The organism is Leptospira terpstrae serovar Hualin str. LT 11-33 = ATCC 700639, assembly GCF_000332495.1.
Classification (GTDB): Bacteria; Spirochaetota; Leptospiria; order Leptospirales; family Leptospiraceae; genus Leptospira_A; species Leptospira_A terpstrae.
Genome location: NZ_AOGW02000009.1, coordinates 161589 through 185397, shown reverse-complemented (window position 1 = coordinate 185397; position 23809 = coordinate 161589). Strand labels below are relative to the sequence as shown.

The 23809-nt window shown below is 37.4% G+C and carries 22 protein-coding genes; 19 read left to right on the top strand and 3 right to left on the bottom strand.

Features of this window, described 5'->3' with window-relative positions; translation table 11 throughout:
• Positions 1 to 108 precede the first annotated feature (108 nt).
• Genes LEP1GSC203_RS07560 through LEP1GSC203_RS07545 form a run of 4 tightly spaced genes read left to right on the top strand, consistent with a single transcriptional unit; the run spans position 109 to position 5692 of the window.
• Entirely contained in the window at positions 109 to 1632 is a 1524-nt protein-coding gene (locus LEP1GSC203_RS07560) for a sensor histidine kinase (RefSeq protein WP_002973538.1), read from the top strand.
• Complete coding sequence (locus tag LEP1GSC203_RS07555; RefSeq protein ID WP_002973513.1) at positions 1629 to 2027, top strand: response regulator; 399 nt, start codon at positions 1629 to 1631, stop codon at positions 2025 to 2027. The genes LEP1GSC203_RS07560 and LEP1GSC203_RS07555 overlap by 4 nt, the downstream gene beginning before the upstream one ends.
• Positions 2028 to 2056: 29 nt before the next feature.
• Positions 2057 to 3619: an FMN-binding glutamate synthase family protein gene (locus LEP1GSC203_RS07550; RefSeq protein ID WP_002973248.1), complete on the top strand. Its 1563-nt coding sequence runs from the start codon at positions 2057 to 2059 to the stop codon at positions 3617 to 3619.
• Positions 3620 to 5692, top strand: coding sequence for an adenylate/guanylate cyclase domain-containing protein (locus LEP1GSC203_RS07545; RefSeq protein ID WP_002973474.1), 2073 nt, complete (start codon positions 3620 to 3622; stop codon positions 5690 to 5692).
• Here LEP1GSC203_RS07545 and eat read toward each other — a convergent pair.
• Positions 5689 to 6984 carry an ethanolamine permease gene (gene eat / locus LEP1GSC203_RS07540; protein ID WP_002973522.1) on the bottom strand — a complete coding sequence of 432 codons (1296 nt, stop codon included), beginning with the start codon at positions 6982 to 6984 and terminating at the stop codon, positions 5689 to 5691. The two genes, LEP1GSC203_RS07545 and eat, sit on opposite strands and share 4 nt — an antisense overlap.
• Before the next feature lie 269 nt (positions 6985 to 7253).
• Here eat and LEP1GSC203_RS07535 point away from each other — a divergent pair, with 269 nt between their 5' ends.
• From LEP1GSC203_RS07535 to LEP1GSC203_RS07490, 10 genes are all read left to right on the top strand, one after another.
• Positions 7254 to 8072, top strand: a complete 819-nt coding sequence (locus LEP1GSC203_RS07535; protein WP_002973219.1) for an LA_0442/LA_0875 N-terminal domain-containing protein — start codon at positions 7254 to 7256, stop codon at positions 8070 to 8072.
• Between the two features lie 15 nt (positions 8073 to 8087).
• The gene (locus LEP1GSC203_RS07530; RefSeq protein WP_002973290.1) at positions 8088 to 8903 is read left to right on the top strand and encodes a hypothetical protein; all 816 of its coding nucleotides are present in this window, start codon (positions 8088 to 8090) and stop codon (positions 8901 to 8903) included.
• Positions 8904 to 9043: 140 nt separating this feature from the next.
• Positions 9044 to 9898 (top strand): DMT family transporter, encoded by an 855-nt coding sequence (locus LEP1GSC203_RS07525; RefSeq protein ID WP_039937489.1) that lies wholly within the window; start codon positions 9044 to 9046, stop codon positions 9896 to 9898.
• 173 nt (positions 9899 to 10071) lie between these two features.
• Positions 10072 to 10878 carry an Ig-like domain-containing protein gene (locus LEP1GSC203_RS07520; RefSeq protein ID WP_039937487.1) on the top strand — a complete coding sequence of 269 codons (807 nt, stop codon included), beginning with the start codon at positions 10072 to 10074 and terminating at the stop codon, positions 10876 to 10878.
• Positions 10879 to 11261: 383 nt separating this feature from the next.
• Positions 11262 to 11774 carry an Ig-like domain-containing protein gene (locus LEP1GSC203_RS07515; RefSeq protein ID WP_002973286.1) on the top strand — a complete coding sequence of 171 codons (513 nt, stop codon included), beginning with the start codon at positions 11262 to 11264 and terminating at the stop codon, positions 11772 to 11774.
• 255 nt (positions 11775 to 12029) lie between these two features.
• Positions 12030 to 13478, top strand: a complete 1449-nt coding sequence (locus tag LEP1GSC203_RS07510; RefSeq protein WP_039937581.1) for a TPM domain-containing protein — start codon at positions 12030 to 12032, stop codon at positions 13476 to 13478.
• Positions 13479 to 13623: 145 nt separating this feature from the next.
• Entirely contained in the window at positions 13624 to 14562 is a 939-nt protein-coding gene (locus tag LEP1GSC203_RS07505; RefSeq protein ID WP_002973435.1) for a hypothetical protein, read from the top strand.
• A gap of 14 nt (positions 14563 to 14576) precedes the next feature.
• A complete protein-coding gene (locus LEP1GSC203_RS07500; protein ID WP_002973528.1) occupies positions 14577 to 15101 on the top strand; it encodes an RDD family protein in 525 nt (174 codons plus the stop codon).
• Positions 15102 to 15126: 25 nt separating this feature from the next.
• Positions 15127 to 15330, top strand: a complete 204-nt coding sequence (locus LEP1GSC203_RS07495) for a helix-hairpin-helix domain-containing protein (protein WP_002973294.1) — start codon at positions 15127 to 15129, stop codon at positions 15328 to 15330.
• A 50-nt stretch (positions 15331 to 15380) separates the two neighbouring features.
• Positions 15381 to 15887 carry a DUF1993 domain-containing protein gene (locus tag LEP1GSC203_RS07490; RefSeq protein ID WP_408605596.1) on the top strand — a complete coding sequence of 169 codons (507 nt, stop codon included), beginning with the start codon at positions 15381 to 15383 and terminating at the stop codon, positions 15885 to 15887.
• A gap of 15 nt (positions 15888 to 15902) precedes the next feature.
• Here LEP1GSC203_RS07490 and LEP1GSC203_RS07485 read toward each other — a convergent pair whose 3' ends face one another.
• Positions 15903 to 16391 (bottom strand): hypothetical protein, encoded by a 489-nt coding sequence (locus tag LEP1GSC203_RS07485; protein WP_156808578.1) that lies wholly within the window; start codon positions 16389 to 16391, stop codon positions 15903 to 15905.
• Between the two features lie 292 nt (positions 16392 to 16683).
• Here LEP1GSC203_RS07485 and LEP1GSC203_RS07480 point away from each other — a divergent pair, with 292 nt between their 5' ends.
• The 3 genes from LEP1GSC203_RS07480 (at position 16684) to LEP1GSC203_RS07470 (ending at position 18975) form a co-directional block, all read left to right on the top strand.
• On the top strand, positions 16684 to 17595 hold the full coding sequence (locus tag LEP1GSC203_RS07480) for a hypothetical protein (protein WP_002973475.1): 912 nt from the start codon (positions 16684 to 16686) through the stop codon (positions 17593 to 17595).
• Between the two features lie 93 nt (positions 17596 to 17688).
• On the top strand, positions 17689 to 18468 hold the full coding sequence (locus LEP1GSC203_RS07475; protein WP_232225829.1) for a helix-turn-helix transcriptional regulator: 780 nt from the start codon (positions 17689 to 17691) through the stop codon (positions 18466 to 18468).
• 57 nt (positions 18469 to 18525) lie between these two features.
• Positions 18526 to 18975: a DUF1761 domain-containing protein gene (locus tag LEP1GSC203_RS07470; RefSeq protein ID WP_232225828.1), complete on the top strand. Its 450-nt coding sequence runs from the start codon at positions 18526 to 18528 to the stop codon at positions 18973 to 18975.
• Between the two features lie 123 nt (positions 18976 to 19098).
• Here LEP1GSC203_RS07470 and pckA read toward each other — a convergent pair whose 3' ends face one another.
• Complete coding sequence (gene pckA / locus LEP1GSC203_RS07465) at positions 19099 to 20691, bottom strand: phosphoenolpyruvate carboxykinase (ATP) (protein WP_039937478.1); 1593 nt, start codon at positions 20689 to 20691, stop codon at positions 19099 to 19101.
• A 70-nt stretch (positions 20692 to 20761) separates the two neighbouring features.
• On the opposite strand from pckA, the gene LEP1GSC203_RS07460 reads away from it, so the two are divergent.
• Complete coding sequence (locus tag LEP1GSC203_RS07460) at positions 20762 to 22192, top strand: glycogen/starch synthase (RefSeq protein ID WP_002973468.1); 1431 nt, start codon at positions 20762 to 20764, stop codon at positions 22190 to 22192.
• A gap of 54 nt (positions 22193 to 22246) precedes the next feature.
• Positions 22247 to 23767, top strand: coding sequence for a hypothetical protein (locus tag LEP1GSC203_RS07455; RefSeq protein WP_002973495.1), 1521 nt, complete (start codon positions 22247 to 22249; stop codon positions 23765 to 23767).
• Positions 23768 to 23809: the final 42 nt, after the last annotated feature.

Sequence of the window (23809 nt, the reverse complement as noted above, 5' to 3'; positions counted from 1 at the left end):
CCTTCAAAAAGACTGGTTCGTTTTTGATCTGGTTGGTTGTAAAAAAAATCTAATTCAGACTAATTTTATAAAATCCTAATTCCACACACATTTCGGATAGACAATCCAATGGAACCAGTGGAAAATTTCCTTGTGGGACTTCCCGATTCTGAGATACTTCATTTAGTAACATCCATTAGTCGAGAGTTGGTATGTTTACATGAAGCCGACGGTACATACATATACGTTAGCCCCAACTCAGAAAAAATTATTGGCTACAAATCCGAGGAACTGATTGGCAAAAATCCTTACGATTATTTTCACCCTGAGGAAAGAAGACTCATCCAAGAAAGGTCTCACCAACCTCTCCTTCGCGGAGAAGATAATATTCACACTACTTTTCGTTTTTTGCATAAAAACGGAAGTTATATTTGGCTACAGTCTGACAATCGTTTAACGATTCATCCTACTACCGGACAAAAATATTTACATACATCTTCAAGAGATATTTCTGAAAAAATTGATACCGAAGCAAACTTAGCACTTGCAGAACGTAGGTTCAAAACCTTATTTCATGATTCTCCGATTGGACTTGTTATCACCGGGAAAAAAGGATACATTGATGAAACAAATGATTCTTTTGCCAACTTTTTAGGTTACAAAAGTTACGAGATTGTGGGGAAACATTTTTCCGAAATCAGTGCCGGGGAAGAACTCGAAGAAAATTTAAAATATAGAGACGAAGTTCAAAAAGGAATCATCGATAATTATTCGATTGAAAAACAATACCTTCATAAATCAGGAAAAAAAGTTTGGGCCTATATAACGGTCACTGTACTTCGCGATGAAATGGGTTATCCCATCCACTACTTGGCGCAAATCATTGATATTAATGAAAGGAAAAAATCAGAAACACTCCTTCTTGAAAATAATGATCGTTTAAGGGCCACAACCAATTCTCTTTTGACCCAAAACAAACAGCTGCAAGCTTATAACCAAATCATCTCTCACCATTTACGAGCACCTGTAAGTAATCTAAGAAGCCTTCTGGATTTAATGAAAGAGACAAATGATCTAAAAGAAATTAGAGAAATTGAAGATCATTTAGAAGTGGTAACAGAAACTCTAGAAACTGTTCTATCTGAACTCATCAGCACTTTAAAAATCCAAAATTCTGACCATTACAAACCCGAGCGAGTGGCCATTGACCAATCTTTTTCCAATGTGATTCATCTGATGGAAGGAGAATTGGCAGAAAAGCAGGTGGAAATCCAATCAGATTTTTCTGGAGGGGAAACCATTTTCTTTTCCAAAGAGTTCCTAGAGACAATTTTCCTAAATTTACTCAACAATTCTCTCCGTTATGCCCAACCGGGTCGAAATTTGCGTATTTCCGTCGAATCCTTTCAAATTGGGGCTCAAACCACTATTTCCTTTTCTGACAACGGATCTGGGATCGATTTAGAAAGATATGGTGATCAAATTTTTCAGCTAAGAAAGACTTTTCATCGTCATATCAGTGGCAAGGGACTAGGATTGTTTTTGATTAAATACAAAATGGAATCAGTTGGTGGACGAATTGAAGTGCGCTCCAAACCAGGAGAAGGTGCGACTTTCCTTCTTCACTTTCCGGAAGGAAGTGAAACCAAATGACTCCAAAGATCTGTGTTATTGACGATGATACAATTTACCAATTCACGACCAAAAAAATCATCTCCAATGCAGGAATCAAAGAGGAGGTGCTAATTTTTTCAGATGCCGAAAACGCACTCGAGTTTTTCAATACAGAATCTGAAAACAGAGACAAACTTCCTGATATCATCTTTTTAGATATCAATATGCCTTTTATGGACGGCTGGCAATTTTTAGATGCTTTCGCAAAGATCGTACCCCGATTTCCAAAATCAATAGAAGTGTTTCTCGTTAGTTCTTCCGTTGATGAGGCCGATACTGATCGCGCAGCAAAAATCCCTCTCATCTCTGGGTATATTTTCAAACCGTTTACAAAAGAAAAACTTTGGGAATCTTTGTCTCGCATCCAATCTTAGCTTGTCATCTTTTTGCTTTGAATATAGAAATGGACGCACCCCATATGGACCAGATACTTACTTGGATTGACACCTATCCCTTATCCTCCACACTAATTGGTTTGTTTTTGTTTCTTGTGTTAGTTTTCTTAAGAGACATCACTCAAAAAACGCACACGATTCAGAGAAACTTTCCTATTGTTGGACGGCTTCGTTATTTTTTAGAAATGATCGGACCGGAACTCAGACAGTATTGGGTTGCCCATGATAAAGAAGAACGTCCCTTTGATCGAACCGAACGTAGTTGGATTTATGCAACTGCTAAAGGCCAGAATAGTAACTTTGGATTTGGAACCACTGAAATCCAATACGAACCAGGTTACCCCATCATCAAACACAAAGCTTTCCCTTATCCAGAAGCAAATGCATTCATCCATAACAAAGATGCAAGTTGTATTCCCTGTTTGAAAGTCATTGGCACTAAACGAAAATTCCCTTATCGTCCCTATTCCATTATAAACATTTCTGCAATGTCCTTTGGGTCTCTTGGAAAAAATGCAATTATGGCACTCAACCGTGGTGCTAGGGATTCCGGTGCTTATCATAACACAGGGGAAGGTGGATTAAGTAATTACCATCGAGAAGGAGCTGATATCGTTTGGCAAATTGGAACTGGTTACTTTGGTGCCAGGGACCATTCCGGAAAATTTAGTTTGGATGTTTTAAAAGAGAAAGTGGGTTTGAACCCTTGCATCAAGATGATTGAAATAAAATTATCACAGGGCGCCAAACCAGGTAAAGGCGGAATTCTACCTGCTAAAAAAGTAAATGCAGAGATTGCTTCCATCCGTCATGTTGAAGAAGGTAAGGATTGTATTTCACCTAACTCCCATAGTGAGTTTACCAATGTAAAAGAACTCATTCAATTCATTGAAACCATTGCTAACGGTACAGGTCTCCCGGTAGGGATCAAAAGTGCGGTGGGTGAAATTGAATTTTGGGAAGAACTTGCACGTGAAATGAAACAAAGTTCACAAGGTCCTGATTTCATCACGATCGATGGTGGAGAAGGTGGAACAGGTGCTGCCCCCCTTACCTATGCTGACCATGTTTCCTTACCTTTTAAAATTGGATTCCAAAGAGTCTATACCCTCTTCCAAAGTCAGGGTTTGTCCGAACAAATTGTATGGATTGGTTCCGGAAAATTAGGTTTTCCTGATCGCGCAGTGGTTGCGATTGCCATGGGTTGTGACCTCATCAATGTGGCTAGAGAAGCCATGTTATCCATTGGTTGCATCCAAGCTCAGAAATGCCATACGGACCATTGTCCGGCCGGTGTTGCCACTCAGAATTGGTGGTTACAACGCGGTGTGGATCCAGAGATCAAAGGAAAACGTGCGGCAAAATACATCCAAGGGTTTCGAAAAGAACTCTTAAGTTTAGCACATTCTTGTGGATACGAACACCCAGGACAATTCACAGGCCAAGACGTAGAAATCAGCATGGGTATGAATCGTTATCAGACCTTAGAAGGATTACTTGGTTACAAACGAGACGAAGTCAAATTTACAAAGCTTCAAGATTATACGGTATTCCCGAAACGACAAGCCTAAATGAAAAAGCTCTTTCTTATCTTCCTATTATTCCACCTCGGTTGTCTTTCAGAGGAAAGGAATGTCAAAGCAGAAACAAAGAAAGGGTATTTAGATCTTAGCCAACATTCGTTTTCGGACCAACCTTTTGTTGCACTGAATGGAGAATGGAAATTTTTCTGGAACACAGCACCTTCGCAAATACAAGAATCAGATTCTGATTTGTTATTAGACCTGCCCAAACATTGGAATGGTTACAAAATGGATTATGGTTCTCTTAGTGGATTTGGTCATGCTAGTTTCAGAATCAAGTTGAAACTGGATGAAAATCTTCGCGAAACCATGGCTCTCACTGTTTATGAGCAGGACACTTCGTACGCTATTTATGCCAATGGAAAGTATTTAGGTGGATCAGGAAAACCTGGATCCAATCTAAACGAATATACCCCACAAGTAAAATCTACCATCGTAGTTTTACCACAAACTTCAGAAATCACTATCGATCTTTATGTTGCCAACTATGTACATAGAAAGGGTGGGATTTGGAATGACATTGTCATTTCTTCATACACAAAAGCAGAAAGTCGACTCACCAAACGAAAGATCAACGAAACCATGTTATCTTCGATCCTTGCCTTTGTGGGCTTTTTCTTTTTGGTAATGTATTTTTACAATCGTGATGGCAAACATACCATTGGAATCTTTTTATTTTCATTAGCAGTTTTACTAAGGACCATCTCTACTGGAGAACGAATTCTATTAGAATTTGCTGAACTTCCTTATTGGTTTCTATTACGATTGGAATATGTTTCTTGGTACTGGTCTGCTCCACTACTCTATCATTATTTTTATACTATTTTTCCCGAAGATTTTTCTAAAAAAATGGGAACTTTCTTTTATACTCTTTCCTCAGTATTAACGATTGGACTTTTATTACCTCCTGTTTATTTTACAGAAACTGCATCTATCTACCCCATTGCTTTCGTTGCCAATGGAATGATTATTTTTACTTATTTGTATCGGGCTTACCAAAAAAAACGAATGGAATCCAAACCATTATTACTAGGAATGCTTTTGGTACTTATTGCTGCAACCAATGATGTCCTTCATGCAGAATCTTATATCCATACAACCTACATAGCTCCTGCGAGTGTGGTTATCTTTGTATTTTTACAAGTCATGACCTTTGGACGGACTGTTCGTCAAACCATGACAAAAACTCTGGAGTTTGCACAAGAACAAAAACAACTAAGCAATTCCTTTAGTCGTTTCGTTCCCACAGAGTTTTTATACCATTTAGGTAAAACCGATATCAGATACGTGGACTTAGGCGACCAGGTCCAAAAAAGAATGACAATACTCTTTGCAGATATCAGGTCCTTTACTGAATTTTCAGAAACACTCACTCCAAAAGAAAACTTTGATTTTTTGAATAGTTACTTACAAAGAGTAGGTCCTATCATTAGGCACAACAATGGATTTATCGATAAATTCATTGGTGATGCTGTTATGGCATTGTTTCCTTACGATATCAATGATGCCGTAAAAGCAGCTGTTGAAATGCAAGATGCCATTCGCATTTATAATGGCCATAGAGCGAACTGTGGATATATCCCTATCGAAGTGGGAATCGGGATCCATACGGGAAATCTCACCTTAGGTATCTTAGGTGAACACAAGCGGATGGAAGGAACCGTAATTTCCGATGCCGTCAACTTAGCTTCGCGTATTGAAGGTATCACCAAACTCTTTTCTTCTCGTATTGTGATCAGTGCAGATACTTTTATTGAAGCTTCCGAAGGATTAGGTTACCACTATAGGCTTCTTGACCGAGTCGCAATCAAAGGTAAAACCGAATCCGTTTTTGTTGTGGAAGTTTTGGATGGATACGAACCCGAAAAAGCATCCAGACTCATTTCTTCTAAAGATGATTATACTTTAGCATTGGATGCCTTCCGACGAGACGATTTTGAAGAAGCTTTGGATGGATTTTCAAAACTTTTGGATAAAAACCCCGATGATTCTGTCTCGAGGTTGTTTTTAGAACGTTGTAGAGACGCAAAAGAAAGAACAAAAACTGAATTTGGAAGTTAGGTTTTCCTTAGTTTTAAGTAGTAACCGATTCCTAATACAACTCCAAATCCTAAAACCCCAAGCGCCAAATCAGGTTCAGAAACGCAAACCGAACCGCAAGCCACAATTCCAAGAATCAGTGCAACTCCAGGTAACACAGGGTAAAACGGAGCTTTATAAGGTCTTACCATCTCTGGTTCTTTTTTACGCAGTACAAAATAAGAGACTAGACTCAAAAGGTACATACCACAAGCACCTAATGCCGATATGGTGATGAGTTCCGCAGTGTTTAAAAAACACATACAAAAAATACCCAAAACCCCGCCACTAATCACTGCATTTTGGGGAACCAATGAACCATGACTCAGTTTTGAAAGATAGGTTGGTAAATATCCTTCTTTTGCCATCGCATAAATCAAACGTGAGTTTCCAAGTATGATTCCGAATAAGGAAGCTACAAGTCCAAACAAACCAATGAACGTAAATACAAACGGCCAGATTTCATCTTTTCCATATAACTTCTGTAATACATAAGATAAAGGATAATCCAATTCAGCAATTTCTTTGATATCAACGACAGAAGCGGTAAAAACAAAGATAAGTCCCGCCAAACAAAGTAATGTAAATATTCCAGCAGTATATCCAATGGGAATGTCCCTTGCAGGATTTCGAACTTCTTCGGAGGCTAAAGCAACTCCTTCCACTGCCAAAAAAAACCAGATGGCAAAAGGTATAGAAAGAAATACAGAATTCCATGATAGGGAGCTGACTTTAGGAAAATTCGGAATTCGATCGAAGGAAACATAAGGCGTAAGGAATGCCAAATAAAACAAAAGCCCAAATACGGCAACGATGGTTACTAAAAGTTCAAACCGAGCAGTTTGTTTGATACCGGTTAGGTTAATTAATAACAACAAACAAAACATCACAATACCGGCACCAAATGCTGGTATTACGGGGAAAAGAAAATGGATGTAACCTCCGAGGGCCGAAGCTATGGCAGGAGGTGCCAGTAAAAATTCCACAAGAACCAAATACCCCGTGATCAGTCCAAATAAATCGCCGAGTGCCCGTTTTGCATAAGCAGAAGGACCTCCGGACTGTGGAATACTTGCTGCCAGTTCGGTAAAACAGAGTGCAAATAGTACATAGAAAGTTGCAATCCATCCTACCGCAAAACTGAATTCCCAAAAACTAGCTTTGGACCATCCAAAGTTCCAGCCAAAGTAGTCGCCTGAAATAACAAGCCCCACAGCAATGCCCCATAAATGGACAGAATGTAGAACTTTATGCATTTTTTGATCTTCTTTCATCCTACCCCTTCAAAATACCAATGGTTCATTATTAAAATAAAAACATCATCAAATAGAATACCTGCAAAGAGCACAATATACTTATTTCTTAGCGGAGCCTTGGCAATAACTTTCCATCTTTGGTCGGATATGTTTGGTGGAAGTATAACCTCTGTGACCTTGGTCATCGAACATTTCTTGAAGTATTTCCACAAAACAAGAAAATTCGGTATTGCAAATGATTCTAATTCCTAATATTATAGGGCAAATACTAAGAACGGACCTAAAAAATGCGAAACTTAAAACTAACCTTAATTATATTTTTATATTTCATTTCTCCCTTAAGTGCAGTTCAAACCATCCTTCTCAAACAAGGCAAATCCATCAAAGGAATTGTCACCAATCAAAATGTGGATAGTGTCGAAGTGGACACACAAAATGGAAAACACATGGTCATTTCCAAAAAAACCGTTTTGAAAATTATTTACAAAGATTTAGCGGAATCTGAAGAAGAAACAATTCGTAAAGAAGAAGAAGAAAAACGAAAACTTGAAAAAGAAAAAGCGATCGCTGCCAAACAAGAAGAGATTCGCAAACGCAGAGAAGAACTAATACGCCAAGAATCAGAAAGGAAAGCAAACGAAGAAGGTGGCGACGTAGTGACACATAGCCTTAGGGATTCCTTTGTTCTCGGTTCCGTTGCCGATGGGAACATGATTACTCTTGCACCAGACTCGGCTAAATGCCAAACCTTTCATGAGTATCCAGAATACTTTTGGTTATTTGGTGGTCTCCGCTTCAAAGAACCAGATTGGAATGTTCTCCTGCCAAAAGACAATCGTCCAGTGCGCATCAAACAAACTTCCACCTGGACAGACATGGCCGTTACCCTACTTGGTGGATTTTTAATCACAGTCACTCGTAAGACGATCGTAGTCGACGTTTGCGAGGGAAATGGATACCGCATGGTTTCTGATTCTGAAATCAAACGAATCAAAGACGAAGCTGTAGAACAAATCAAAACCGAACAAGAACTCAAAGAAGCAGAAGAAAAATACGAGTTAGAACAACTAGAGAAAGATTTAGAATCTTTGAAGAAAAGAAAGTAATAGAAAGGAGATTATATGAAACCTCTCCATCTGATTCGAAGGCCTATTCTTATAGGTTTTGTTTTTTTGATTTCTACAGTAAACTGTTACTTCAATCCTTTGGTAAATGGATTACTCAACCCTAAGGTAGAAGAAACTGATTCCTCCGCCTTGCTTGGGTTAGCTGTAGGAATCGGTGGCCAATCAGTATTTGTTAATATTTCAGGCCAAATCAAAAAAGCAGGGATTGCCCTTGGGAATGTTGAGATCAAGGCAATGGACCCATCTTTTTCTGCCAAAAGCCAAACTAATTCTTCAACCACCAATACAGCAGGAAGATTCTATCTTAGTATTTCAACGGGATTTCAATCTTTGCAATTTTCTGATGCAGGTACTATTGTAAACATCCTATTGCAGGTTACTCCGTTTTCGGCAACTGTTCTTTCTGTTGATAATTCAGCTTACCAAATACAAAGTTTGGATGTTTATAATCTAGATACTGAGGCACCTGTGTATTTAGAATTGGTATCGTCCATGCCGTATGACGGGTTATTGATTGATAATGGAAATTTTAGTTTGATTTCCGGAGGTTTTGCCTTTACCTTCTCTGAGGATATTGAAATGCCTTCCAATCAAACTTTGTGGGTCGCAGAAAATTTCCTAGTGAACCCAAGTATAACATTGTTATCCCCCAGCATTTCAAAGAACAATGTGCAAATCATGATTAATAATGGAACCATCACAGCACCTACTCTATATACTATTACCTTAAATTCCGGAATCAAATCTGTTACGGGAAAATCGATTAAGCCAACTACAATCCTATTTGTGACTGGAGAATTATTCTTGTAATTGAAGAGACTTCATTTATTTGGAGTTAGGTGCAAAATTCAAAAACTTCACTATTCTTTATGAATTTTATTATACTAAATTAGGATGGCGATTAAAGTCTAAAGATAAATTATTTGATAATTTGGTTATGTTTACAATCAATGTCTAAAATCCGCATATTCGCTTTCACCTTATTATCATTAACTGCTTTTGCAGCAAATTCCCTACTATGTCGATTGGCGCTTAAAGGATCCAAAATTGATGCATCGAGTTTTACAAGCATAAGATTGCTATCTGGAGCTGTTTTTCTCTGGATATTAGTGTTAATAACTCAGAAAAAAACTAAAATTTCGGGCAACTGGAAATCTGCCTTTGCATTATTCATTTATGCTGCTTGTTTTTCTTTTGCTTATGTCAGTTTAACGGCAGCAACAGGAGCACTCTTGTTATTTGGCGCCGTTCAAATCACGATGATTGGATTCGGAATTTGGAAGGGGGAAAGGTTAGGTATTGCAAAAATAATTGGAATTCTATTAGCATTTGGTGGACTTCTTTTCTTATTAATCCCTGGAGTAAAGTCACCATCTTTATTAAACTCTATTTTTATGATTACCGCTGGCGTCGCTTGGGGAATATATTCATTGCACGGAAGAAGCTCCAAAAATCCAACCAGCACCACTTCGGGTAACTTTATAAAAGCGGTTCCATTTTCAATTGTATTGAATATTTTTATGTTAAATAATAGCTATTCTGATAGCCAAGGACTTTTATTAGCAGTTTTATCTGGTGCACTTGCTTCTGGTGCGGGTTATGCAATTTGGTATTCTGTATTGCCATTGTTAAAATCAAGCAATGCTTCTGTTGTCCAACTAATTGTCCCTGTCTTTACCTCCATAAGCGGAATTATTTTCATCGATGAGCCATTAACGTTAAGAATATTTATAGCATCAATATTGATTCTTTTCGGTATAGCGCTTGTATTCTTAAGTAAACTTCAATCAAATGCAAATGCATAGTGCATTTAAATACAATCGTTAACTTTTGTGAATCCACAAAAACATCTATCTTTTGTAAATAAATTTCTTGCAACACATCCTCGAATCCTGTAAAGTTAACTTCTTGGATTCTTTTGCCCAAGGCAGTTCATTCCTTTATTAAAAAAATCACATTGCCGGCGGAGTCAATTCTTATGAACCGAAATCTTAGTATACCAACTTTACTTAGTTTCTTAAGTTTATGGATGATACTTGGGAACTGTTACTTCAATCCGATCGTGAATGGACTTTTGAATCCGGTAGAAGAAAAAAGTAGCAATGTATCCCTTGGTCTACTTGGCCTCGCACAAGGAACCTCTAACCTTCTCATGACTGGCCAGATCCGTGATCCCAATGGGGTCGCTCTTTCCGGTCTTGTTTTGCAAATCGGTTCTACATTGGCTCAAACAAAATCGGTAACTTCCCCTTATCGGACGGATGCAGGAGGAAGGTTTTATCTTCCTTACCAATCAGGCAGTTTTCCTTTCACTGTGTATAGGGATGAATTGTATTTTTTTGAATTTACTTTAACCGTCGGAAATCCAACCGATATTACTTATTCAACTTTTGGTGCTCCTCCAGGTTTGGAAATAACGGGATTGGGTACAATAAATGCAAATGATATAGCTAACTTTTTTGAGTTGGTAGACTCTAGCCCAAAACATAATGCAATTGTCGCTAGTTATTTCAGTGAGTATGTGTTTACTTTTAGCGAACCTCCGATTTCTGCTTTAGAAACAGGCCCGTTAGTGACAGAATGGATTTCTCAAAATATATCTATTTCTCCCACAGGATCATTTGATAATTTTATGAGTGTTTCAGGAAATACTTTAACGATCGCACCAATGAGCATGAGTGGTATGACTATTTACGAGTTAACGTTGAAACCCGGAATTTTGTCTGCCACAGGAAAACCATTAACGCAAAGAACCATTCGATTTGATTATCAATATAATCCGTAATCAGTTAAGAAAGTTTTGATCGATCACTTTGCGCATACAATGTTTTTACTCAATTGATTTTTATACCGTCAGAAAACGGCCCTAGGGAAATCAATGTAATAATTAGAAATACGACTATTTCACTAAAATATAAAAATTTGAGAGAAAGATTATTTTCCGAGAGTTTCAAGAACAAACAAATACTTCATTAGCCGATCCAAAATCTTAATCTGATAAGAGTAGTAGATTTTCCTCCCAAGTCTTCGGTTTACTGCCTAAGTCTTGTAAATAAATTTCTTGCAACACATCCTCGAATCCTGTACCATTAGTCCCTTGGATACTTTTACCCAAGGCTTCTCATTCCTTAAGTGAAAAAGTCACAATTGCCAGCGGAGCCAATTCTTATGAACCGAAATCTTAGTTTACCAACTTTACTTAGTTTCTTAAGTTTATGGATGATACTTGGAAACTGTTACTTTAACCCTGCAGTGCAGTTGGTTGTAAATCCTACCGTTGAGGAAGAACAGGAGGTAGCAGGTGCTGGATTATTAGCAGTTCTCGCATCCCCTCCTTCATCTCCCTATTTTTTCCTTGTAAGTTCCATTCCTGCAGATGGAGAAGACCTAACATCTTCTATTACTAGTTTTTCTTTTACGTTCTCTGAAGAATTAGATATTAATGCCTCGAATCCTGGCACATGGATTACCGAAAACATCATCCAGACTCAAACAATTTTTTTCTTACCTACAGTGGGTGTATCAGAAAGAAAAATTGATCTTTCTCTCCCAGCAAATGCATTAGTCAATGCTTTCAACTATTCAATTTCATTTGGACCAGGAATTAATGTCAAATCAGGTCGAGCATTAACTGCGAGTACAAAGATCTCTTTTACCTGTTCAGGATGTCCAGGGTTATAAAGTAGCCTTTTTACTTTCCATACCGATCAACTTGCCCCATAATGTCTGACTTGACAAACGAATTAGACCTTCTACAGTTTAGCGGTCGTGAAATTCCCACTCAACCAAAACCCCTTATACTTTCCTAAATTATTACGAATTCAAATAGTAACACTGTCGCTTCTCCTTATCTTTTCTTGTTCCCCAACCAACGAGGAGCCTATTGATACTCTTGTGTCCAAGGTACCAAACCCAAAAACTGTCCGAAACAGTTGGGTGGAAGATAGTGCCGGAGTATTAACAGACACGGCATCCATTGACCAAATGATCAATGCAGAGGAAGCTTCTTCAGGATTAGAAATCGCCGTAGTCACTTTACCAACAATTGAGAGTTATGTGCCAAAGGATTTTGCAGTGGCACTATTCAACTATTGGAAAATTGGAAAAAAAGATAAAGACAATGGAATTCTCATCCTCCATGTCATCGACCAAAGGCGAGTGGAAATTGAAATCGGCTATGGACTGGAAGGTGACCTTCCGGATGTAATAGTCAAACGAATCATTGATACATATACAATTCCCGCATTCAAAGCAGACAACTTTCAAAAAGGACATGCAGATACAGTAGCAGCCCTGATTAAAAAATTGAACCACCCCGAACTTGAAGTAGACCAGCTCCTTTCAGATACAAACACTGATTCCGTTTCGGATTCAACTCAGGAAGCAGCTGCTGAACAGGCCATACCAGAAAGAACGGATTACTACGATTACCAAGGCAAAGCTTATACCCAACTGAGTGAAGAAGAAAAACAAATCTTAGACAGGACTATTGATACTTACAATACTACATCCAATTATTTTTTAAATGATGAAGAATCCAGGTTGTGGGCAGAAAAATCAACCGAATTAGAGAGGATTGAAAAAGAAGATAGTCTCCGTTACAGACAATATTTTATCTTCGGCTACATCTCTATTTTTATACTATTGCATCTTTTACAAAGAATCATTGTATGGATCATTCCTTCACCGACTGCTAAATACCAAATCGTACATAAAACAGACTTCCCCTTGTTCTATGGTGTCATAATAGCTCCGATTGTATTTACCATTACCATACTTTCTCAATTCTTAGATGATGCGATTTTTCCCATTTCGATTTTCTTAACTATAGCCTTCATCGTTGTTTATGCCATCTTTTGGGGTGACTTACGTCTGCGAAAGTTAAACGAAAGACTATTAAAAATTAGAAACATTCCTAGAAATTGTAAAAAATGTGGAACTGCAATGACCAAACTTTCGGAAGAAGAGGATAACATCCATTTGTCGAAAGGTCAAATCTCCGAAGAAATTGTAAATTCCATTGATTATGATGTATGGGTTTGTTCAGGATGCGATGCCAATACCATACTTAAATTTCCAAGTATCAACCCTGAATATATTTATAAAGGAACGTCTTTTCGTAAGATCAAGTCTTGTCCCGAATGTAAGTTTGAAACCTTTGTTTGTAAATCTAGCAGAATCATTAGCGAAGCCACTTACAGCAGTTCCGGAAAGGTAGAAGTGAAAAGGACCTGTGCCCATTGCAAACACAGTGCGGTGGAATACGAAACCATTCCCAAAAAACAAAAAAGTAGCTCTGGCGGTTCTTCTGGAGGCGGCGGAGGTGGTGGCGGAAGTTTTGGTGGTGGTTCCTCTGGGGGAGGGGGAAGTGGAGGTAGTTATTAAGGAAGAACTAATCCAAAAATATTTTGTCGGCCGAAATGGAAGAAACTGAATATAGTATTAATCCCTACTTATAAAACTTCTTCTTTTTCGGAACCAAACATACATTCGCCTATTCTATTTTGACGCCAATCTAGAATATGGCTTTATGTATAATTTGTCTAAGTCTATAAACAAACAAATGTTTGTTTCTTTAAAATATAAATTTTACTTTGTTTTACTCTGCTTATTTTTGAGTCCATCCATTTGGTCCGATGAAAACAGTTCATCCCTTACCATTCATGATAAAAAGGGCCGATGGAATTTCCAGTGGGGTTACAATCGAAGTTATTATACGCAAAGTGATATAAATTTTCGCGGCCCCGGATACGAGTATACTCTCAAAGATGTGAACGCAAAAGATAAACCGGAATCTTTTAAACCAGAAGTTTACTTCAATCCTTCTAAATTTGAAATCCCCCAATACAATCTAAAGATTAGTTATTTCTTCACTGACAGATTCTTTTTGGCATTCGGCCAAGACCATATGAAGTATGTGGTCACACCAGGCCAGCCGGTGAAGTATTCCGGTTACATCGACCCAGGTGTAATTGCGAAAAACCAATTGGCATTGTCTCCAGAAGCGGCTGCATTTATTTATCTTTTTCCTGGGCATGTGCAGGAAATGTCAGGTTATCATGGTGGGGACCAAACCATTGCCTTAACACCTGACATTCTCAAGTACGAACATACCGATGGATTGAATTATTTGTTTTTAGACTTTGGGTGGATCACTCCTCTTTATACATCTTCCGATGGACTCAGTGGTGTTAGTTTGGTATCTACAATCGGAGGAGGACCAGTGGTTTGTCGTAGCGACGTACGCGTGTTAGGAAAAGGACAAAACAATAATTTCCATCTTTCCGGATACGGAGTTTCTGGATATGTTGCGACTCGTTATGAATTTTCGAGAGCTTATTTTTTAGAATTAGGCGGCAAAGGTGGTTATATCGATCTTACCGATGTTCTCACCAGTGGTGGTTCTAACCGCGCTTCTCAAAACTTTGGATTTTTAGAGCTGGTTTTGTCTGGAGGAGTTTCCATCTAGGAAATCAAACTAACTTGAGCAATAAACCGAGCAACCACTATACCTCTCGACTCCTTGCCAAAGTATTCGATATTAAAATAGCAGAAATTGCTTCCTACTATTTGTTAGATTTCTTTCTGATAAATGTTGATAGAATTGTTGAAGTTCAAATTTTATCGCACATTGTTACCGTTTTAGTTTTCATAGTATACGATTCTTCATTTCAATTTTTTGCAGACGGGAGTTTAGGAAAAAAAATATTCAATATTCATTTAATATCAAAAGAAGAAGAGAACCATAAAATTCCTTTCCAAAAAATTCTATATCGATCAGTTTATGTATGCTGTTTTGGATTGGGTTTATTACTTCCAAAAATTTCCATATTATTCGCATTATTTACTTTCTACTACTTATACAGAAATGGAACAACACATTGGGATAAAATTTTAAAACTTAGACCTGTGTATAAACCTATTTCTTACGGTAGAATGGTCTGGATTGCCGTTTGTTTTTTATTTTTACTCAGTTCATATTTTCAGATTTTAAGAAATTATTTTTAACTGAAATTTAACTGAAGGGAAAAAAATGAAAAAGAATGAACCCAATTTCTTAAGTTTTCTTGGAGCACCGGCACAGAGAGCTCTAATGGTGGAACTCAAAATTTCGCAACTAGAAGATATTTCACGTTATTCCAAAAAAGACCTTCTTAAACTGCACGGATTTGGTCCCAGTTCTATTCCTAAAATAGAAGAAGCCTTAAAGAAAATAGGAAAGAAATTAATGGATTAATGAATTGCGTAAACAGTCGCTCCTATTTGAGTAGAACAATGAATGAATCCATCATATATCAAATCTCCATCCAATCCTTTAAAAAAGGCCTTGGGAATTTAATTAAAATATTAGAAAAAGCAGAAGCCCATTCTGTTACCAAAAAATTTCCTTTTGAAAATTTATTGAATTCACGACTTTTTCCTGACCAATTCCAACTAACTAAACAAATCCAAATTGCTTGTGATACTGCCAAACTTTGTGTTGCTCGAATCTCAGGAAAAGAGGCTCCCGCTCACGAAGATTCTGAAACAAACTTAGAGGAACTAAAACATAGAATTAATTCTGTAATCCAATACTTAGATACTTATAAAGAGGAAGATTTTAAGTTGGTTTCCGAAATCAAAGTATCCCAACCAAGATGGGAAGGAAAATACTTAACAGGATTAGAATACCTCACCCAACATGCGATTCCTAATTTTTATTTCCACATAACAACCGCCTATGCGATCTTAAGGCATAACGGAATTGAAATTGGAAAAAAAGATTATTTGGGTGAGATGCCGTTTAAGAAATAGAAAAAATCAAAGATATCATTCTATGGTAAGCTTTTGGTAAACTTTCTTGCCACCGCAAGTCCCTGTACGATCCAAACATACGATAACATTCCCTGAAGCCAGTGAATCAATATACCAATTTAGACCGTCTATAGTAACTTTGAGATGGAAGGGAATCGGGGATACGCCATTATCCGGATAGTCTTCAATACGATTGAACAAATTGAATCCATATGGATTCGTATTAGCATTGATCCTACACCGACAACCGATCGGAGTTCCTTGGGGCACTGAGGTTGTGCTTGGATCGATAAAAACATTTGTATCATAACGATAGAAAATAGGATCTTCTGATTTTAAATAACAGGGATAGGCGTTTGTCGGATAGGCATCCGCTGCCGCCGAACAAGCACTCGATTCTGCAAGGATCGGATTGAGATATCCAGGAAATTGTTCATAAAATGATTTTTCCTTTTCACGTTTTACACAAGAAAAGACTGTTAGGAGAAGGATTAGATGAATCAAATTTTTCAAGGATTGGCATATATTGAATATACATAATATACTCATGTCAACGTATTTTTGAGTTTATAAGTAATTTCCTCCATGTTTTTTTGAAATGCTCCAAATCACAACTGTTATCCTCTTCGAGACCGTTAAAAACGGTGGAAACCCAATTTAAAAACATTTTTAGCGGTAAATTCAAACTTTTTACTTAGACTAATGAAAATTAGTTGTCCCCTTAAGAGGGAACCAACTACATTAAATTTTTTGCATATTCATGCGAAATTATTAGTTTCTAAACAAAATAGGTCCAATGAAATTCAAAACAATAATTAGTATCTTCCTGATATCTACATCGATTTTAAATGCACAAGAAACCAAAACTCAAACAGCTACATTTGAATATGGACTGAAAGCTCAAAACATCACTTATTTTCCTTACGAAACAAATTCCAGTCTAAGACAGTCACAATCGAATTTAAAAAACAACAAAGACTTGGTGTATTTGCCTTTCTTTAAATATAGAAACGCTAGTAGCAAAATTGGTTATGAGTTTTCAATGATTGATGTAAAACTAAATAACCCATATTTTAAAGGTGTCTTTTTTGGTCCAAATGCTTCCCCAACCACTTTCACCTATGGGAATATTCAAAGACAAGAGTTTCGATTTAATTTTTTCTACTATCCACTAGAGAATGAATTATTCTATTTTGGATTTGGAATCTTAAAGATAGATCGTTTTTACAAAAATCAAAATTTTGAAGAGTTCTCTAACATTTATTCAGATAAGATCAATTCTTATGGTATCTCATTGCCACTTCGAAGTAAAATCCAATTGGTGGATGGTTTAGAATTAAATCTAGCTTTTGATCCTTATGTGACTTATGGAAATAGGAATTATGTAAACCAGAGAGTTAGTAGTATGATGTATTATGAAAATAGACCTGGACCATACTTTTATTTATCAAAAACAAATCCAAATAACATTACAGAGATATTAGGGTTTCAAGCAGAGATTTCACTTTCCTATCAATTCTATGAAAATTTAAAACTTTATGTTGGATTCAATCGAAACCAATCGAAAATTCGATCCATTCATTTTGATCAAACTAATTATACTTATCTTGGAGCAATCAATGAGCTCTATATAACAACAGAAAACAAATACAATCGTTTGATTGATACCCACCATTCCATCTACTTTGGAATTTCAAATACACATTGATACTCGAAGCTCCTATATTTTTGGGATACAGATTGTCTGGCCCATAAACAAACCGAAAGGAAAATTCTTTACAAAGGATGAAACTCTGTTTGATTGGGATCAATTCTCATGATCCCCACTGTCATTGAATACAAGCCGCAATCACAGCTCAGCCCCTATATTGAAAATTATCTATTAATTCAATGTGATGAAGATTTTAATAAATCGGTCATTCCACACCACTCATTTGTTCTAACGATTAAACTCAAAGGGAATCATCATTATCGGATCCAATCAGATCTAAAAACTTTACCCTCCATCTCCTTATCGGGACTTAGAAAAACAGTAAAACACAATACACTATCTAAAGGAACCGAGATCATTATTATTAAGTTCCAACCATGGGGAGCATTTTCTTTGCTCAATATGTCTATGTATGAATTGAATGATATCGGAATTTCTGGATATGATCTATTGGATAAAACTGAATTAGATGACCTTCATTCAAAATTACAAGATACTAAAGACAATCATTCAAAAATTGATCATATCGAAAGTTTTTTATTAAAAACGATCAAAAATAAAAACATTGATCTAAGAATTTTAGAATCGATATCTCAAATGAAGCATTCACAAGGTACAATTAAGATCAAAGAAATTGCTTCCGTTTTGAATTTAAGTATCGATACCTTTGAAAAAAAATTTCGAGAGGTGATCGGGAACACTCCGAAACAATTTTCATCGATCATCCGAATGAATTCCGCAATTCGAGAAATCCAAAAGTATAATTCTTTTACCAAATTAGCTTATGATTTTGGGTATTTCGACCAATCACATTTTATCAAAGATTTTAAATCATTCACAGGACAAACACCGACAGAATTTTTGACTTAAAAAAAATCCCCCACCTTGATTTTTTACAATCCCTCCTTAAAAAAATCCGCTATAAAGATGAAATACTTATCTATCAAAGGAAGATTGTTTATGTTAGAAATATTTTTAAGTTTGAATTGGATCTCTGTAATCTCGGCATTTTTTGCCTATTTTTTTCTAGGTTATGTTTGGTTTACGGTTTTCTTCAAAAAATTATATCGAGTTTCCCTAGGAAAAGAAAATGAGAAAGAACAACCGTTAACAATGATATTTGTCGTTGGTCCGGGAATTTGTACTCTGGTCATTTTAATAACAACAGCAATATTATTTTCTGCATTACATATACACCAAACGGTTGATGCACTCAAGTGGGGAGTATTCATTGGAATTGGATATTTGTCTGCCAATACGTTTACTATTGCAATCAATCCAAATATTCCCAAACCAATCTTATATGGTCTTATTTCTAGCGCCTATCATCTGGTAGGGATCAACATCGCCTCGTTCCTACTCATCCAAAATTTCTAAAGACAAAAAAAAGCCACTCGTAGGTTTTCACCTTTTTGAGTGGCTTCTCGCATTTGAAATTTTCATACTTCCCGACTCACACACGCAAGTCGGTGAAGTTTGATTCAGACAACTTTAACTTTTTTACGCTACGGGACCGTATTGGCTGTAGTCAAATTCTTTGGAACCAGTGAGGTATTTTTTGTAGTTCTCAATGAATTGTTTTGCAAGGTCAGTTGCCGTTTTGTCGTATTCTTCTTTGTTTTCCCAAGCGTTACGTGGGTTTAGGATATGAGAATCCACACCATTAACCGATTTAGGAAAAGAAACTTGGAATACAGGGTGTTTTTCGAACTCGGATTTTTCAATGTTACCGTTTAAGATTTCATTGATGATTTGGCGAGTAGCAGGAAGGTTCATACGTTTTCCTACCCCATACTTTCCACCCACAAGACCTGTGTTAATTAGGTATGCGTTTACTTTGTGAGTTTTCATTTTTTCACCAAGTAACTTTGCGTAGTATGTTGGGTGAAGTGTCATAAACGCCTGACCAAAACATGCAGAAAAAGTTGCTTGTGGTTCTTTCACACCGCGTTCAGTTCCTGCCACCTTAGCTGTGTATCCAGAAAGGAAGTGATACATCGCTTGTTCGATAGAAAGTTTAGAAACCGCTGGAAGAACACCGTAAGCATCGTAAGTAAGGAAGATCACAGTGTTAGGGTGACCTGCTTTCGATCCAGGTTGGATGTTGTCGATATGGAAGATTGGGTAAGATACTCTTGTGTTTTCAGTTTTTGCTGCAGAAGAATAATCTACTTTTTTTGTTGCCGCATCGAAAACTACGTTTTCGAGAAGAGCATCACGACGGATGGCTGCATAGATCTCAGGTTCTGTTTTTGGATCTAGGTTGATGGTTTTTGCGTAACATCCACCTTCAATATTGAAAATTCCATTGTTGTCCCAACCATGTTCGTCATCACCGATGAGTTTGCGGTGCGGGTCAGTGGAAAGAGTGGTTTTTCCTGTTCCGGATAGACCAAAAAATAGTGCACTGTCTCCGTCCTTACCCACGTTAGCTGAACAATGCATTGTAAGCACGTTTTTTAACGGTAGGTAGTAGTTCATAACGGAGAAAATCCCTTTTTTCATTTCTCCACCGTATTCTGTTCCACCGATGATACAGATCTTTTTAGCTAAGTGGAAAATTACGAATACTTCGGAATTAAGGCCATGTTCTTTGTATTTTGCGTTTTTGTAACCGGAAGCGTTGATGATGGTAAATTCTGGGTGGAGTTTTTCCAATTCTTCCTTAGTCGGGCGAAGGAACATATTAGTGCAAAAGTGGTGTTGCCAAGCTCTTTCAGTAACCACACGGAGAGAGATACGTGTGTCATCGTTGGTTCCGGCATGACCGTCAAAAACATAGAGTTTTTTGTTATCGAGAAATTTAGTTACTTCAGCATACAATTCATTGAAAATAGCTTCGGATACCTTTGTGTTGACCGGACCCCACCAAATGTTGTTTGTGGAAGAAGGTTCATCGACAAAATATTTGTCTTTAGGGGAGCGACCCGTAAAAATCCCGGTATCTACCATCATCGTTCCGTTATCAGAAGTTACGCCTTCTTTGTTGTTCAATTCGTGCTGGTAAATTTCTTCGTAAGATAAGTTATGGAAGACTTCAGACGGTTTAAGGCCTAATTCAGCAAGGCCGCGCAGATTAGTAGATACTGACATGGATCTCTCCTCGATTTCACTTTGTGTTTTTCTAGCTTCTTACTTTGCGAGTCGGTGTCAATAACAGAAAATGAAGATTCTCCATGCATCTGCAGAATATTTTCCTTACATTAAGATGGGTGGACTTGCGGATATGCTTGCTTCCCTCACCAAAGAACAGGCCCAATCGGAAGAAGTTTATGTCGCATTACCTTACATTGGTGGTTTGGGGAAAGAGCCTCTCTGGACGGGCAAAGATTACCCAGCCTTACTTCCAAAAGATGCCAAAACAGATTCCCTAGTCGTATCAGTGCTTCGGGATTCCCGTTTTTTAGAAGCCGAAGAATCTGGAGTCAAGTTGTACTTTTTCCAATCGGACCTATTCCAAACCTTGGACTCTATTTATGGACATGCCGAAGAACACTTTCGGTTTGCGATGTTTTCTTATGCTTGTTATGCATTAAGCCAAATTCTTAAAGTGGATGTTTTCCATGCACATGATTGGCATACAGCCATATCCCTTGCTTTACAAAAAGATTCTCCTTTCCCCATTCCTAGTGTGTTTACAATTCACAATTTAGCATACCAAGGGGATCATCCTTTTTGGATGACTGGATTTTTAAAAGAAGAACCATTTCGTTTAGTCACAAGTCCCTTTGACCATAATGGGAAGTGCAACTATATGAAAGCTGGAATCCTTTCTGCAAACCAAATCACTACTGTAAGTCCTGGGTATAGAGAAGAAACACTTAGAGAACCCAATGGATTTGGTCTGAGTGATTGTTTGAATCTAAGAGCCAGAGACTATTCGGGAATTTTGAATGGAATCGACACAGAGGAATGGAATCCCAAAAAAGACAAACGAATATACAATACCTTCCAGGATTCTAATTGGAAAGTAGGAAAATTAAAAAACAAAGAAGAACTTTTTAAAGAAATCGGAAGACCATTTTTACCTTTAGATGCTCCATTAGTGGGCCTGATTGGTAGGCTTACTTACCAGAAAGGATTTCCCACATTCTTAAAAGCGTTTTTAGATAGACGCCACCTACCACATCGTTATGTGGTTCTCGGCTCAGGGGATCCTGAAACGGAAAATTCTTTTTTTCAACTTTCAGAATCCTTACCTGATATATTTTATTTTTATAAAGGATATAATGAAAGTTTGGCTCATAAAATCGAAGCCGCTAGTGATTTTTTTCTAATGCCTTCCCTCTTTGAACCTTGTGGCCTGAACCAAATGTATAGCCATGTGTATGGAACCATTCCCATTGTTTCTCGTGTGGGGGGTTTGCGTGATACTGTAGAAGAATCCAGTTTAATACAATTCAAAACAGGAATTGTATTTGAACCGAATGACACTGGTTCGCTGGGATATGCATTAGAACGTGCCAGAGATTTATTTTTTTCTCCAGAGAGAGATATTGTAGTGAAAAACATTATGAAATTAGATTGGAGTTGGAAAAAAAGAAAGGCGGAATACCAATCAGTCTACTTTCGTGCGATTGATTTACAAATTTAGTCAATTTATTCTTTGATAGAGAAGAGGGTTCATTTCGATTGTTAATATAAGTATATGAAATCTTTCTCTTTTTTGTTTTTTGTTTTTTTAACATTCACTTCTTCCTGCAAATTAATTCTCAATAATCCAAGTGACCCTACTTCTCAAGATTTTTTTCTTACCAATGTGTTAAGGGCTTTTTTATTATCTGATCCCTGTTTAAACTTTAAAACCTGGAAAAAAACTTATGGCACCGGAACTTTTAAAACTACGGGATCTGATATCATCACATTATCCAATGGCGATTATTTGGTTTCAGGAATTACCAGAGAATATCTAGTTCCAGGTTCTTCTTCGGGAGTCACTAATGCTTTTGCGGGGAGCTCGGGAATTACTTTGAATACATTCTTAATGAGAGTCTCTCATACAAATGGAGAAATCCTTTGGGTGGATTATCTTGGCGACGCGGTCTCAGAAGTTGTCAATAAACCTAAATTAAGAAAATATTCGAATGGAGACATTTCTGTTGCTTTTATTGTTACAGGAGCATCGCAACCTGCACCCATCAACGCAAAATCAGGAATTGGAGTTGCTTCTTTATTTGTAGGAAGGATTCGAGAAGATGGAACCCGCGTTTGGTATACCTACTTAGATTCCGCTAGTATTGGCGATTATGTGGTCTCTGCTATGGATTCATCGAACCGCCTGCATGTGTTTATTGAGAATATTGGAAGTTATGCATCCTTTGTAGATGGACCGGCAATTAGCAATACCTCACTTGGAAGCGGATCGGACTCAGATTTTATCCACTTGTCAGTCAACGAAAATGGATCCATGTTATTCCAAAGATATTTTACAAGCGCTGGTGGAGATTTTATCTTTGGAGCCGAAGCCAACGCCAATGGACTGTTTATTACAGGGACTACATCCCAAGGTGCTGCTGGAACCACTCATCCCAATAATCTTTACCAAATGCCATTTGTAATGAAAGTAAATGAAGCCGATGGAACTATCCTATGGTATCAATACCTTGGTATAACCGCTGAACAAAATTATGGTTCTTCTCGTTTTCTAGTACAGAATGATTCAATTTATGTCATTGGTCCAGCACGTTATACCTATGGTAGCCCGGTAGAACCGCTTGTGACTACTGATGGAACCATAAAACATTTTGTATTTACTAAATTGAATGCGAATGGTTCAGTCCTATGGAATTCCTTTTTGGGAAATGCCGCTGAAGATGTATTGGATACATCCGAGTCCGAACCCATTTTTCTTTCTTCATCTCAATTACTTGTGAGGATGCAAACTTCCACAACGACAAGTACGTTTACTTCATCACCGGATTTTATTTCCGGTAATGGATCTGGAACATACCAACTAGCAGATGTTTTTGTAAACCCCTTCACCGGAACTTTCAACCGATTTCATTATTCTTCCAATTTAGCAGTACCTCCACTAGAGCGTACAGAGGTAATTCGAGAGGTATGTTCCGGAAAAATGGTTCGATTGAATTATACAAAATTTACAACGGCTCCCCCTCCGCCAGCAATAGAAGCCACTCAGATTTCTATCGAGAATGTGAGTTTGCCTTAATTTTAAGAAACCTAGGACTACTCACAATTTCCTGTAATTTTT